This window comes from Geodermatophilus africanus, assembly GCF_900107105.1.
Lineage (GTDB): Bacteria > Actinomycetota > Actinomycetes > Mycobacteriales > Geodermatophilaceae > Geodermatophilus > Geodermatophilus africanus.
This window is the reverse complement of sequence record NZ_FNOT01000005.1, coordinates 154,726-169,481: the sequence shown is the minus strand read 5'-3', so window position 1 is coordinate 169,481 and position 14,756 is coordinate 154,726. Positions and strand designations below refer to the sequence as shown.

Genomic DNA, 14,756 nt, shown 5'->3' with positions numbered 1-14,756 from the left:
AGCACCAGGTGTGCCGCCGATCGGGGCGCACGTCCAGATCAAGGGCGGGCTGGCCTCGGGCGGCCTGGCCTACACCGACGCCGTGGCCGCGCGGGCCGTGCAGGTCTTCGTCGGCAACCCGCGCGGCTGGAGGCTGACGGCGGGCGACCCGAGGCAGGACGCGCTGTTCACGGCCGGTTGCGCCGAGCGCGGGGTGCCCTCCTTCGTCCACACGCCGTTCCTGGTCAACGTCGGCTCCCCCACCGAGGCGACCATCGAGCAGTCGATCGCGACCATCGCGCACAACCTCGCCCGCGGCGCCCGGCTCGGCTGCCAGGGCGTCGTCGTCCACGCCGGGTCCGCCGTCGGCGAGGACCGCTACGAGGACGCGCTGCGCCAGCTGCACGAGCGGCTGCTGCCCGTGCTCGAGGCCGCGCCGGACGACGGCCCTCGGCTGCTGGTCGAGCCGACGGCCGGTGGCGGGAGGTCGCTGGCGGCGACGGTCGAGGACCTCGGCCCGTACTTCGCCGCCCTCGAGCACCACCCGCTGCTCGGCGTCTGCTTCGACACCTGCCACGCCTGGGCGGCCGGCCACGAGCTGACCGCGCCCGGCGGGATGGCGGCGACCCTGGACGCCCTCGAGGCCACCGTCGGTCCCGGCCGGCTGGGTCTGGTGCACGCCAACGACTCGCTCGACGAGTGCGGCTCCAAGCGGGACCGGCACACGACCATCGGGGAGGGCTCGATCGGGGTGGCGCCGTTCGCGGAGCTACTGGCCCACCCGTCGCTGGCCGGCGTCCCGGTCGTGGTGGAGACACCCAGCGAGCGGGACGGCGTCGCCTCGGCCGGGCACGCGGCCGACATCGCGCTGCTGTGTTCCCTGCGCGACGGCGACGCCGCGGCCGGCGAGGCCTCCGCCGCCTGAGCCCGAACGCTCCGAGAGGTCGCCAGGTGGGTCCTGGCCGAGTGGGCGAGGTCCCCACAGCAGCGTGATCCGGTAGGTGCAGACCACCCGCCCCCGACCTCTCGTCCACCGGGCCGTGGAGCCGCAGCGGCTCGACCTCGTCCTCGGTCAGGCGCTCGTCGGCGGAGGAGATCCCTCGTGCGGCTCGACGCTGACGGTCTCCCGGTTCGCCACGCCGACCCGTCACGCCAGGATCACCACAGCGTCCGCCGGACGACGTCGGTGGTGACCGGCGACCTCCCGGGGCGGACTCCTGCAGGCGGGTTCACGACCCTCCACCGGCCCAGGGGCCAGCCCCAGCGACGCTCTCCCTCACTCACCGTGAACGACGGACACGGTTGATGAATTCGACCGTGCTAGTGTATTGATGCTCTCGCAGAACCATTCACGTGATCCTGACCGCGGATGTCCCGCTCGATGACGTCGGTTCATCCAACTCGCAGCACCTTGTGAGCAGAATTGTGTTGGGTGGCAGACATGGGCTTGTCGGAGGGGCGTCACCGGTCCCCGGAACTCGCGCGTCTGATCGAAGTCCGGCAGGCCGTGAAACACTACGAGAGTGCGGCCGGGGTGTTCACCGCGCTCAACGGCGTGAGCCTCGGGATCGATCCCGGCGAGTTCGTGGCCGTGATCGGCAAATCCGGTAGCGGCAAATCGACACTCCTCAACATCATCGCCGGTATCGACCGCCCGACGTCAGGAGAGGTGTTCGTCGACGGCACGGCCGTGCATTCCCTCCGCGAGCGGCGGATCGCCCCCTGGCGTGGGCGGACCCTCGGTGTCATCTTCCAGTTCTTCCAACTGCTGCCCACGCTCACGGTGATCGAGAACGTCATGCTGCCGATGGACTTCTGTTCCACGTTCCCCCCGCGGGAGCGGCGAGAACGGGCGATGGACCTGCTGGTCCAGGTCGAGTTGGCGGACCATGCCGACAAGCTCCCCACGGCACTGTCCGGCGGCCAACAGCAGCGCGTGGCGATCGCCCGGGCGCTGGCCAACGACCCACCGATCCTCCTCGCCGACGAGCCCACCGGGAACCTCGATTCGCAGACCGCCGGAGCAGTCTTCCGGCTGTTCACGGATCTGGTGGACGCGGGGAAGACGATTCTGATGGTGACGCACGACGCCGATCTGGCGCGACAGGTCACCCGGGCCGTCGTCCTCCGCGACGGGGAGGTGGTCGACGAGGTCACGAACCATCGCCCATCCCTCGTCGGAAGTGACTGATGACCCGCCCCCGCTGGCGCAAGGTGTTGCGCGACGTCCGGGGCAACAAGACGCGTACGTTCCTGGTCGCGCTGTCGATCGCCGTCGGCGTCTTCGCCGTCGGCACGACGGCCGGCACATGGGTCATGATGTCGCGCGATCTGTCCGCCGACTACGCCGCGATCGACCCCAGCAGTGCGATCCTCTTCACGGCACCCTTCGACGAGGAGCTCATCCGCTCGACACGGAGCATGGCGGATGTGCGTGAGGCCGAAGGCCGCTTCAGCTTCGTCGTGCGCCTGAGGACCGGGCCGGACGAGTGGCGCAATCTGCGGCTCGAGGCGATCGACGACTTCGATGACATCCGGCTCAACAGGGTCAGACCGGAACGCGGAGCGTGGCCGCCGCCCGAAGAGGAAGTGCTCATCGAGCGCGCCGCGCTCGGACTGACCGATGCGGACGTCGGCGACTCCCTGGTGGTCAGGCCGTCCGACGGCACCGAGCGCGAGCTGCGCATCGCCGGTCTCGCCCATGACCTGAACAAGGTCCCGGCCTCGTTCTCGGGAACGCCTTACGGGTACATCACCTTCGACACCCTCGAACGGCTCGGCTACCCCCGCGCCTTCAACACACTGCACCTCCTCGTCGACGGGAACACCGCCGACGAGCACCACGTCCAGGCAGTGATCGACGACGTCAGGGACGAGGTGGAGCTGAGCGGGCGGACCGTCGACTGGATGTGGATCCCCGAGCCGGGCACGTTCGCCGCCGACGACGTCCTGCAACCGATGGTCGTGGTCCTCGGTGCGATCGCCCTGCTCTCGCTGCTGCTCAGCGGCTTCCTGGTCGTCAACACGATCTCGGCACTGCTGATGCAACAGGTACGCCAGATCGGCATGATGAAGTCGATCGGGGCGCGCAACGGTCAGCTCGTGCGGCTCTACCTCGGTCTCGTGCTGATCCTCGGTCTGATCGCACTGTGCATCGCGATCCCCCTGGCCTCGATCGCGGCGTACGGGATCTCCCGGTACCTCGCGAGCCTGATCAACTTCGATTCCACCGGCTTCCGCATCCCCGTGCAGGTGCTCGCACTGGAGATCGCCGTCGGTCTGCTGGTTCCACTGGCAGCCGCGCTGTACCCGGTCGTCTCCGGCGTCCGCATCACCGTCCGGGAAGCACTGGGCTTCCATGGCGTCGGCGGCGGCCACTTCGGACGGAACCGCGTCGATCGGATGATCCAGCGGATACGCGGCCTCTCCCGTCCACTGCTGCTCTCGTTGCGCAACACGCTTCGGCGCAAGACGCGACTGCTCCTCACGATCGCGACGCTCACGCTCGGTGGAGCGATCTTCATCGCCGTCTTCAGCGTCCGCGCATCCCTGCTCACCACACTCGACGAGTCGACCTCCTATCTGAACTACGACATCAGCGTGGACTTCGACGCGGCTTACGACGCCGGGACGATCGAGCACACGGCGATGCAGCTACCGGGCGTCGCGGCAGCGGAGAGCTGGGGCAGCAGCACCGCGCGCCAGGTAGGTCCGGGCGGGAGCGAGGGCTCCAGCTTCGAGCTGGATGCGCTACCGGCCGACACCGATCTGCTCCGTCCGGTCATCCTGGAAGGACGTTGGCTGCGTCCGGAGGACGACCGCGCGATCGTGCTGGACACCGACGCGCTGGGGAACGCACCGGACGTCGGTGTGGGCGACGAGATCACACTCAGGATCGAGCGGCGCGAGACGACCTGGGAGGTGGTCGGCATCGCCCAGACGACGCTGTCCGCGACGTTCATCCGGATCGGCACGGGCTACGTCGACCTCGACGACCTCTCGAGTGTCGTTCCGCCGTCGGAGCTCGACAGCAGTCTGCGCGTCGGGACGACGCAGCACGACGCCGCGTTCCAGACGTCCGTCGCCGCCGCTCTGCAGGACCGGTACGACGACGCCGACTCGAGGACGACATCGATCAGGACGACAGCAGCGAACAACGAAGCGATCCAGTCCCAGTTCGACGTGTTGACCGTGTTCCTGTCGATCCTGGCGACGCTGCTGGCCATCGTCGGTGCGCTGAGCCTGATGGGCACGATGAGCATGAACGTCCACGAGCGCGCGCGAGAGATCGGCGTCATGCGCGCCATCGGCGCATCGGACGGCGGAGTGCTGCAGATCTTCGTGGTCGAGGGCATCCTCATCGGCCTGCTCAGCGCTCCCGTCGGCGCTGCGCTCGCGGTGCCGATCAGCACGGTGCTGAGCGACGTCGTCGGAGAAGAGTTCACCCGCGCGCCACTGAGCTACACCTTCTCGCTGGGTGGCGCCCTGTTCTGGGTCGCGCTGGTCGGCATCCTCGCCGCGCTGGCCAGCCTCCTACCCGCGTGGCATGCCGCACGCCTGAGCGTCCGGCAGGTACTCGGCTACGAGTGACTGCGACGCGGCCAGGAGGCGGCAGCGGTCGCTCGCGGCCGTGACCCGGCGACGAGCCCTCGTCACCACCGGCCACCTCGCACGCGTCCGAGTCAGCCACCCGCAGCAGCTCGCATCCCGACAGCGCAGGAGCCGGTGCGCAGGACCGGGCACGCGACCCATGCCGCACGGTGTGCCGGCCGACGGGCCTCCAGACCGTGGGATCCCGCTGCACCGGACCCGCGGCTCCTCCCCCGCCGACGCGGCGACCGTCGACGCGCCGTGGCGCCCGCCCCGCCGGCGACCGGCCCATGTGCAGGACGGGGATCGGCACCTGCGGTACTCCCGAGGCTCGCATGACCTGGCGGGAGGTCAGCGGCTGGCCGGCCGGGCGCTCCGTCGACGCGCGGACACGGTGGCGTTCCGGTTCCTTTCCGGCGCGGTTCTCCATTGACAGCAGCGCGCCACGACGGGACGGTATGCGGACGTCGGCGGGACCTCCCTTGATGGGATGTGGACGATGAAACGAACCTGAGGACGTCGATCCAGCCAACCGCTGCCAGGTGGGTCCGCCAGGGCACCTGGCTCACCGATTCCGCTCGGTCGAACGGCTTCCGCAGCGTGATCCCGGCGCACGTTGCGGGTACGGCGGCGACCCGTCGCCACAACATCGGCCCATTTCGCTTCGCAGTTTCTCGACATTTTTCCGAGATCCCGGCCCTCGCCGTCGATTTTCCACATCCCCGCCACGCGTGACCACGGCACGGCCGAGAAGACCCAGGCCTCCTGTCACATCCCTGGCGGCCCGACCTGCTCGGTCACGCCGCGGTGCGGAACGGGGCGGGATCCTCACCCAGCAGCGCAGGACCTGGGCGTCAGCGCGCCCGTAGATCCCCCAGCCGAACAGCCCGTTCCCGTCGGCGGTGCAACACGCCGGCTCGAATCGAGGGAATGACGGATGAGCCAGCCCGAGCACGACACGGCACCTCTCCCCGGTCATGGGGTCCGCCCCGGTCACCGGACAGAACCGATCGCGATCGTCGGGATGGGTTGTCGTCTCCCGGGTGGAGCGAACGATCCGGCACAGTTCTGGCGCCTGTTGACCAACGGCGTCGATGCCATCACCGAGGTGCCCGAGGACCGTTGGCACGTCCGCGCCTTCTACGATCCGGACCCGGCCACTCCGGGCAAGACGTATGCCGCCAGGGGCGGGTTCATCCGCGGTGTCGATCAGTTCGACGCCTCGTTCTTCGGCATGTCCCCACGTGAGGCGACGCGAGCGGATCCCCAGCAACGCTTGCTCATGGAGGTCGCCTACGAGGCGATCGAGGACGCCGGGATGGCACCGGAGCGACTCGCCGGGACGAACACCGGCGTGTTCATCGGCATCGCGACCCTCGATTACGGCGGCATCCAGACCAGCACGATCGAGCGTCGTTCGATCAACGCCTACACGAATCTCGGACTGGCGCTCTGCATCGCCGCCAACCGCCTCTCCTATCTCTTCGACCTCCACGGGCCGAGCTTGGCGATCGACACCGCCTGCTCCTCGTCACTCGTCGCCACCCACATGGCCTGTCAGAGCATCTGGACCGGCGAGTGCGACGTGGCGCTGACCGGTGGCGTCAACCTGATCCTCAGGCCCGAAGGGACCATCGGGTTCAGCAAGGCGTCCATGCTGGCCCCCGACGGCCGCTGCAAGAGCTTCGATGCGAGTGCCAACGGGTACGTCCGTTCAGAGGGCGCCGGTGTGCTCGTCCTGAAGCCGGTGTCCCGAGCTCTGGCCGACGGTGATCCGATCCATGCCGTCGTACACGGCACCGCCGTCAACCAGGACGGCCGGACCGCTGGCATCTCGCTGCCCAACCGCGCCGCCCAGGAGGCGATGCTCCGCGACGCCTACCGGCAGGCCGGGATCTCACCGGAGCAGGTCCAGTACGTCGAAGCCCATGGCACCGGCACACCGGTGGGTGACCCGATCGAGCTGAAGGCGATCGGCGCCGTCCTCGGCCGTGATCGCCCGGCGCAGGACACGTGCATCGTCGGCTCGGTGAAGACCAACGTCGGTCATCTCGAAGCGGCATCGGGTGTCGCCGGGCTCATCAAGACGGCGCTGAGTCTCGAGCACGGACAGATACCGCCGAACCTCCACTTCACGGCACCGAATCCCGACATCCCCTTCGACGCCTTGCACCTGCGCGTCCCCCGGACCGTCGAGCAGTGGCCGGACACCGGCGCGGGACCACGTCTGGCCGGTGTGAACTCGTTCGGGTTCGGCGGCACGAACGCCCACGTCATCCTGGGAGCGGCTCCCCCACGACTCGACGACAGGCCGGACGACGGCACGCGCCGTGACCGCGCGCTGCTCGTGCCGTTGTCCGCTCGCGGCCCCGAGGCGTTGGAGGCCCGTGCACGGTCCCTCGTGTCGTTCTTGACGGACCCGACCTCGAGTAGCGAGGTGTCACTCCACGACATCGGCTACACCACCAGCCTGCGGCGAGGACACCACGACCACCGCCTGGCGGTCGTGGCCCGATCCCCGGAGGAACTGGTCGAGCGGCTGGAAGCCTTCGTGGCGGGACAGACACGACCGCAGATGTCGTCCGGGCGTGGTGTCGCCAGGCGCGCGCAGAAGCCGGCCTTCGTGTTCTCCGGCATGGGCCCGCAGTGGTGGGCCATGGGACGGCAACTGCTCAGCGACGAACCGATCTTCCGCCAGGTGATCGAGCAGTGTGATGACCTGCTGCGACAGCATGCCGAGTGGTCGCTGTGGGACGAGCTGACCGCTGAGGAGACGCGCTCGCGCATGCGGGAGCCCGCCGTCGCCCAACCCGCCACGTTCGCCCTCCAGGTCGCACTGGCGGCGCTCTGGCGATCCTGGGGCATCGAGCCGGCGGCGATCGTCGGGCACAGTGTCGGCGAGGTCGCCGCCGCACACGTCGCGGGTGTGCTGGACCTGGGGGACGCCGTCCGGCTGGTCTTCCACCGCAGCCGCCTGCAGCAGCAGACCGCTGGTCAGGGGAAGATGCTGGCCGTCGGACTGCCGGTCGAGGAAGCCGAACACCTGCTGGCCGGCCGTGAGGATCGCGTCTCGATCGCGGCGGTCAACAGTCCCGCTGACGTCACGCTGTCCGGTGACGCCGCACTCCTCGAGGACATCGCAGCGTCCCTGCAACCGAGGTCGACCTTCTGCAGCTTCCTCCAGGTGGACGTGCCGTACCACAGCCCGCGCATGGACCCGCTCAGGTCCGAACTGCACCGCTCGCTGCACGACCTGCGTCCTCGGCCGGCCACGATCCCGTTGTTCTCCACCGTCACGGGCGGATCGGTCGAGGGTCCCGAACTCGGGGCCGCCTACTGGTGGAGCAACATGCGGGAGCCGGTGCGCTTCGCGGCGGCGATGGAAGCACTCCTGGAGGGGGACCACGATCTCTTCCTGGAGATCAGCGCACACCCGGTGCTGGTGCCGTCGATCGCGAAGTGCATCGCGGGGGCGAAGAGGGAGGCAACCGCGCTGCCGTCGCTCCGGCGCGAGGAACCGGAACGGGCGCAGCTGCTCGGCACCCTGGGCAGGCTCTACACCTCCGGGTACCCGATCGACTGGCAGCGGCAGTACCCCGAGGGGGGCCGTCTGGTCCGGCTCCCGTCCTACCCCTGGCAGCGAGAGCGCTGCTGGCACGAGTCGGACCGGGGCCGGCGCGAGCGGCTCGGCACGAAGCGGCACCCCTTGCTGGGCAACCAGTTGGAGGCGGCGTACCCCGTCTGGCACACCGATCTCGACACGGAGACGCTCCCCTACCTGGCGGACCACCGCATCCAGGACACGGTGGTCTACCCCGCTGCGGGCTACGTGGAGATGGCCCTCGCGGCCGCGCGGGAGAGCTCCGGCCAGCAGCCGTACGTCGCGGAGGACATCGCGCTCCAGCGCGCCATGTTCCTGTCCGACGGGCACCCGCTCGCGGTGCAACTGGTCCGCAGTCCGGGCCAGGCGTCCTTCGACATCTACAGCCGCGCCGACGGCGCGGACCAGGAGTGGGTGCGGCACGCGACCGGCAAGCTGGGCCGCGCCGACGACGGCGAGGCTCCCGGGAACACGCCCCTGGAGCTGATCCGCGGCCGCTGCGGTCGTGAGATCGCCAAGGACCACGTCTACCGGCTCTTCCACGCGGCGGGCATGCAGTACGGCCCCCGCTTCCAGGGCATCGAGCGACTCTGGATCGGCGAGGACGAGGCACTGGGACAGATCGAGCTGCAGGGTGCACCGGAGGACGACTTCGACGACTACGAGGTGCACCCGACGATCCTGGACGCCGCATTCCAGGTGTTGCTGGGTGCGCTCGCGTCGAAGGGCACGGGCCAGGCCGACGCGGAAGGTGCCTACCTGCCGGTCCAGATCGACCAGGTCCGTCTCTTCGACCGCCCCGGTCGCCGGGTCCACGTCCACGCGCGGCTGGTCGAGCACGGCCCGTCGCGGATCAAGGGCGACATACGACTGCTGGACGAGGCCGGAACCGTCCGGGCGGAAGTCCGGGGATTCGTGTGCCGGCGGGTCGGACGCGGTACCGAGCGGTGGGACGACTACCTGTACGAGTACCAGTGGAAGCTGAAGGCGCGCTCCGGTTCCGGAGAGGTGCGCCGCCCGCCCGACCACCTCCCCTCCCCCTCCGAGATCGTCGATCGGCTGCGGCCGGTAGCGGCTCGTCTGGCGGAGCAGCTCGACCGGAGGCGGTACTACGAGGAGCTGGAGCCGCAGGACAGCGTCCTGGCCCGGGCCTACATCCTGCGGGCACTGCAGCGACTCGGTTGGCGACCGGATGCGGACGTGCGCTCCACGGCGGACGCGCTCGCCGACCGGCTCGGCGTCGTGCCGCAGCACCGGCGGCTGTTCGAGCGGTTGCTCGGCATCCTGGCGGAGGACGGGCTGCTCGAGCACACCGACCGCCACTGGCGCGTCGTCGGCATCCCCGACGCAGCCGATCCGGAGCTCATCTGGAGGGAGCTGTGGACGCGGTTCCCGGCCTACCAGGCGGAACTCACGCTCATCCGCCAGTGCGGCGACAAGCTGGCCGAGGTGCTCCACGGTGACATCGACCCGCTCCAGCTCATCTTCCCCCAGGGGTCGCTGACGACGTCGGAACACCTGTACCAGGACGCACCGACGTACCGGATCTACAACCTGCTGTCGCAGGAGGCGGTCGCGGAGGCGCTGGGACGGCTGCCGGAAGGCCGCACCGTGCGCATCCTGGAGATCGGCGGTGGCACCGGCGGGATGACCTCCTACGTCCTCCGCAAGCTGCCGGCCGATCGGACGACGTACGTCTTCACGGACATGACGCACTTCCTCCTGGCGCACGCCGAGCAGAAGTTCCACGCGCACCCCTTCGTCCAGTACCAGGTCCTCGACATCGAGGCGGATCCGATCGCCCAGGGATTCGAGCCGCACTCCTTCGACCTGGTGGTCGCATCGGACGTCCTGCACGCGACCCGCGATCTGCGCCGCACGTTGACGAACGTCAAGGCCCTGCTGGCTTCCGAGGGACTGCTGCTGCTCCTGGAAGGGACCAGGACCCCCCGCTCGGCCACCCTGATGTTCGGCCTGCTCGAGGGCTGGTGGCGCTTCGAGGACGTCGGTCTCCGCGGATCGGACCCCTGGATCCCGCAGACGGCGTGGCAACAGGTCCTCCAGGACGTCGGGTTCACCGACGTCGCCTGGGTGACCGATACCGAACCCGTCGACCGAGCCGTGCACTCGGTCCTGCTGGCGCGCGGCCCCGCCGTCCAGCAGGCGCCCCAGGACGGCGAGGCAGCCGCTCCCCCCGCGCAGGAGCCGGGTCGCTGGTTGATCCTCGCCGACAGCAACGGCGTCGGGCGTCAGGTGGCCGATCGACTCCGCAGCTGCGGCGCGACGCCGATCCTGGCATCCGCCGGCGAGACCTACCGGCGCCTCTCCGCTGACCGCTTCGAGGTCCGGCCGGCACGGATCGACGACATGCGGCAGCTGGTCGAGGACGCCTGCGGTGGTGGGCAACCGTGCCGGGGCGTGATCCACCTGTGGAGCCTCGACACCCCACCACCGGAGCAGACCACGACAGCCGCACTCGAGGCGGCGCAGCGCCTGAGCAGCACCAGCGCGCTCCACTTGGCACAGGTCCTCGCCGGAGCGGACGGGGACGAGAGCCCACGGCTCTGGCTGGTCACCCAGGGTGCAGAGGTCGCGGGCCCGTCGGCTCGAGCGGTCTCGGTCGCCCAGGCCCCCCTGTGGGGCTTGGGCAGGGTCATCGTCAACGAGCACCCGCAGCTCCACTGCACCCTGGTCGACCTCGGCCCGAACGCCTCCTCCGTGGAGATCGGGTCGTTCGTCGAGGAACTGCGGGCACAGGACGGGGAGGACGAGGTCGCGCTTCGTGGCGAAGCCCGGTACGTCCACCGGCTGCGGAACGTCTCGCTCGCCCCGGTGGCCCGTCGGCACCAGGACGTCGTCCCGCACGGAGCGCAACCGTCCTTCCAGGTCGAGATCCCCAGACCAGGCGTCCTCGACAACCTGACGTTCGTGGAGGCCCCGCGCACCGCACCCGGCCCCGGCGAGGTGGAGATCGAGGTGCAGGCGGTCGGCCTCAACTTCAAGGACGTCATGATCGCCTTGGGGTTGTTGCCGGATGACGCCCTGGAAGGCGGGTACACCGGCAAGGCGCTCGGGATGGAGTGTTCCGGGACGATCAGCGCAGTGGGCCCGGGCGTGGACGGGCTCGAGGCGGGCGACGCGGTGATGACGTCCGCCCCCGGGGCGTTGCGGACCCACGTGACCATCGATGCACGGTTCGTGGTCCCCAGACCGGCTCACATCGGCTTCGAGGAAGCTGCCACGATCCCGATCACCTTCCTCACGGCGTACTACTCCCTGCACCACCTGGGCCGCATGCAGGCCGGTGACCGGGTGCTCGTCCACGCCGCCGCCGGCGGAGTGGGGCTGGCGGCGATCCAACTGGCCCAGCGGGCCGGGGCCGAGATCTTCGCCACCGCCGGCACCCCGGGAAAGCGCGACCTGCTCCGGGCGATGGGTGTGGAGCACGTGATGGACTCCCGGTCCCTGGCCTTCGCCGACGAGGTCATGCAGTCCACCGGTGGCCGAGGCGTGGACATCGTCCTGAACTCGTTGGCCGGTGAGGCGATCCCCAAGAGCCTGTCGATCCTGGGCGCCTACGGGCGGTTCATCGAGATCGGCAAGCGCGACATCTACGAGGACAGCAAACTCGGGCTGCGCCCGTTCCGGAACAACCTGTCACTGTTCGCCGTCGACCTGGACAAGTTGTGCGCTCAGCGTCCCGACCTCGTCCGATCGTTCCTGCACGACATCATGCAGGGCTTCGCCGACGGCTCCCTCCATCCGCTGCCGCACCGCGTCTTCTCCGTCCCGGACACCGTGAGCGCCTTCCGCTACATGGCGCAGGCCAAACACACCGGCAAGGTCGTGGTGTCCATGCTCGAGGACGTCGCGGTGACTCCTCGGCCGAAGGCCGCGCTGGCGCTGCGGGACGACGGCACGTACCTGGTCACCGGCGGCTTGGGCGGATTCGGTCTGGCCGTCGCACGGTGGCTCGCGGACCACGGAGCGCGCCATCTCGTCCTGATGGGCCGCAGCGGTCTCTCGTCGGCCGCTGCCGAGGCAGCCGTGACAGCTCTGCGCCAGTCCGGGGTCGAGGTGGTCGTCGCAGCGGCAGACGTGACGGCGGAGTCCCAGGTCGCCGCGCTACTGGCCGAGATCCGCCGGTCGATGCCGCCGTTGCGTGGTCTCGTCCACGCAGCCATGGTGCTGGACGACGCGCTGTTACAGCAGCTCGACGGGGCGCGCATGCGCGCGGTGATGGCCCCCAAGGTGCTCGGCGCCTGGAACCTCCACACCCAGACCCGCACCGATCCCCTCGACTTCTTCGTCTCCTTCTCCTCGTTGACGTCGATGATCGGCAATCCGGGACAGGGCAACTACGTGGCGGCGAACGCGTTCCTGGACGCTCTCGCACACCACCGGAGGCTCCAGGGGCTGCCGGCGCTGACCGTGAACTGGGGGGCGGTCTCCGGGGTCGGGTACGTCGCGCAGAACCCGGAGATCGGCGAGAAGCTCGACCACGTGGGCGTGAAGTCGCTGCCCGCGCACCAGCTGCTGAGGATCCTGGGAGAACTCCTCCGGCACGACGCCGTGCAGCTCGGCGTGGGGCACATCGACTGGCCTCGGCTGGCGAAGGTGCACCTGATCCGGGCGACGCCGCGCTTCGCTCACCTGACCGAGGCCACGCCGGGGGACGACGGGGACGGGGTCGCTGCCTCACTGGTCGACGCGCTCCTGGCCGTGGACCCGTCGGAGCGTCGACCGTTCTTGTCGGTCCAGATCCGGGACCAGCTGGCACGCGTGCTCGGGATGTCACCGGAGAAGCTCGACGTCGAGCAGCCGTTGCTCAACCTGGGACTCGACTCCCTCATGGCCGTGGAGATCGGCAACCAGATCGAGGCCATGGTCGGCGTCGAGGTGCCGACCATGAAGTTCATGGAGGGTCTGAGCATCGCAGGCCTGTCGGCGTACGTGATCGAGCAGTTGGGCGGAGAGGTCGCGCCTCCAGCGACGGCACCGTCGGGGCAGCCGACGGCGGAGCAGGTGTTGGAACAGGTGGCGCAGCTCTCCGACGAGGAAGTGTCAGCGATGCTGCAGGAGATGGTGGCCGGCGAGATCAGCGAGGAGGCGAACCCGTGAGCCAGCCGCCTCCCGACCTGTCTCTGCTGTCCCCGGCGGAGAAGCGGGCGCTGCTGACGGAACTGCTCGAGCGGAGGGCACGGGGCGTTCCGACTGCTGCGTCCGCGCCACAGCCGCCCAGGAGCGCGCGCGACCAGTTCGCGGCCCGTGTCTCCGATCTGGCCGCCGAGGTGGAGCTGGATCCGGCCATCCGACCGGACGGGCCGCCCGGCGGACGGCCGGCCGAGCGGGCACACGTGCTCCTGACCGGCGCCACGGGCTTCCTGGGAGCCTTCCTGCTGCACGAGCTGCTCGAGCAGACCGGAGCAGTCGTCTCCTGCCTGGTGCGGGCCGCTGACGTGGACGAGGCCCGACGGCGGATCGAGCGGAACCTCGCGTACTACGTGCCGGATCGGGAGGATCGCCGATCACGCGTCGTCCCCGTCGTGGGCGACCTGTCGAAACCGCTGCTCGGCCTGACCCAAGAGCAGTTCGACGACCTCGCGGCGCGCGTCGACGCCATCTACCACAACGGCGCCGCCGTCAACTGGATCTCCTCCTACAGTCGGCTGAGGCCCGTGAACGTAGCGGGTACGCAGGAGGTGCTACGTCTGGCCAGTCGTGGACGGGCCAAGCCGGTGCACGTCGTCTCCTCGCTCTCGGTCTTCCCCCTGGCCGGTGGCCCCGGGGACACGGTCGTCCGGGAGCAGGACAACCTCGATCACGGCGGGATCCTCTTCGGCGGGTACACGCAGAGCAAGTGGGTCGCCGAGAAGGTGGTGACCGTCGCACGGTCCCGAGGCCTCCCTGTGGTCGTCTATCGACCCGGCATCATCACCGGGCACAGCGGAACAGGGGCATGGAACACCGATGACTTCGTCGCCCAGCTCCTGAAGAGCTGGGTCGAGCTGGGCGTCGCTCCGGACCTGGATGGCGCGATCGACATGACGCCTGTCGACTACGTCAGCAGAGCGATGGTCCACCTGTCGCTGTCCGAACAGGCGCTCGGTAACGTCTTCCACCTCGTCAATCCCCGGCCGGTCCACCTGCGGGAGCTGGTCGACTGGATCCGCTCGTCCGGCTATCCGCTCGAGCTCCGCTCGTACGACCGGTGGAGGACCGAGCTGCTCAGCCGTGCCGGGCGTGCCGACGGGCGGGCGGTGTCCCCGCTGACGCCGCTCTTCTCAGCGGCCCCGACGGCACCCTCACGAGAACGGGACCGGCCAGGGTCGGCGGATCAGGACACGGTGGACCGGATCGGCAGCATCATGGCCACCCAGTACGCGGCTCAGTCGGTGCGGTTCGACGATCAGCAGGCACGCGACGGACTCGCCGGCACCTCGATCGTCTGCCCGCGGATGGACGAGGACGTCTTCGCCCGTCACGTGTCGCACTTCGTACGGACCGGCTTCCTCCGCCCACCGGTGCACGCTGATCGACGGGTGCTCGTCGGTCCCCCGTATTGACCTTCGTCCAGGAGGAGGTC

Annotated in this window: 5 protein-coding genes; all 5 read left to right on the top strand. The window is 69.6% G+C overall.

Features of this window, described 5'->3' with window-relative positions; all coding sequences use genetic code 11:
* The first annotated feature begins 10 nt into the window (after positions 1-10).
* The 5 genes from BLW63_RS10980 (at position 11) to BLW63_RS10960 (ending at position 14,736) form a co-directional block, all read left to right on the top strand.
* Entirely contained in the window at positions 11-904 is an 894-nt protein-coding gene (locus BLW63_RS10980) for a deoxyribonuclease IV (protein WP_091155376.1), read from the top strand.
* Positions 905-1,420: 516 nt separating this feature from the next.
* Positions 1,421-2,170 carry an ABC transporter ATP-binding protein gene (locus BLW63_RS10975; protein WP_091156139.1) on the top strand — a complete coding sequence of 250 codons (750 nt, stop codon included), beginning with the start codon at positions 1,421-1,423 and terminating at the stop codon, positions 2,168-2,170.
* Positions 2,170-4,569, top strand: a complete 2,400-nt coding sequence (locus BLW63_RS10970; protein WP_091155373.1) for an ABC transporter permease — start codon at positions 2,170-2,172, stop codon at positions 4,567-4,569. The genes BLW63_RS10975 and BLW63_RS10970 overlap by 1 nt, the downstream gene beginning before the upstream one ends.
* 937 nt (positions 4,570-5,506) lie before the next feature.
* The gene (locus BLW63_RS10965; protein WP_091155369.1) at positions 5,507-13,291 is read left to right on the top strand and encodes a type I polyketide synthase; all 7,785 of its coding nucleotides are present in this window, start codon (positions 5,507-5,509) and stop codon (positions 13,289-13,291) included.
* Positions 13,288-14,736: a thioester reductase domain-containing protein gene (locus BLW63_RS10960; RefSeq protein ID WP_091155365.1), complete on the top strand. Its 1,449-nt coding sequence runs from the start codon at positions 13,288-13,290 to the stop codon at positions 14,734-14,736. Before BLW63_RS10965 ends, BLW63_RS10960 begins: the two co-directional genes overlap by 4 nt.
* The last annotated feature ends 20 nt before the right edge of the window (positions 14,737-14,756 follow it).

What these genes read in the sequence shown, in the direction of transcription:
- BLW63_RS10975 (WP_091156139.1), top strand. Translation starts at nt 1,421, where the DNA reads ATGGGCTTGTCGGAGGGGCGTCACCGGTCCCCGGAACTCGCGCGTCTG.
- BLW63_RS10970 (WP_091155373.1), top strand. Translation starts at nt 2,170, where the DNA reads ATGACCCGCCCCCGCTGGCGCAAGGTGTTGCGCGACGTCCGGGGCAAC.
- BLW63_RS10965 (WP_091155369.1), top strand. Translation starts at nt 5,507, where the DNA reads ATGAGCCAGCCCGAGCACGACACGGCACCTCTCCCCGGTCATGGGGTC.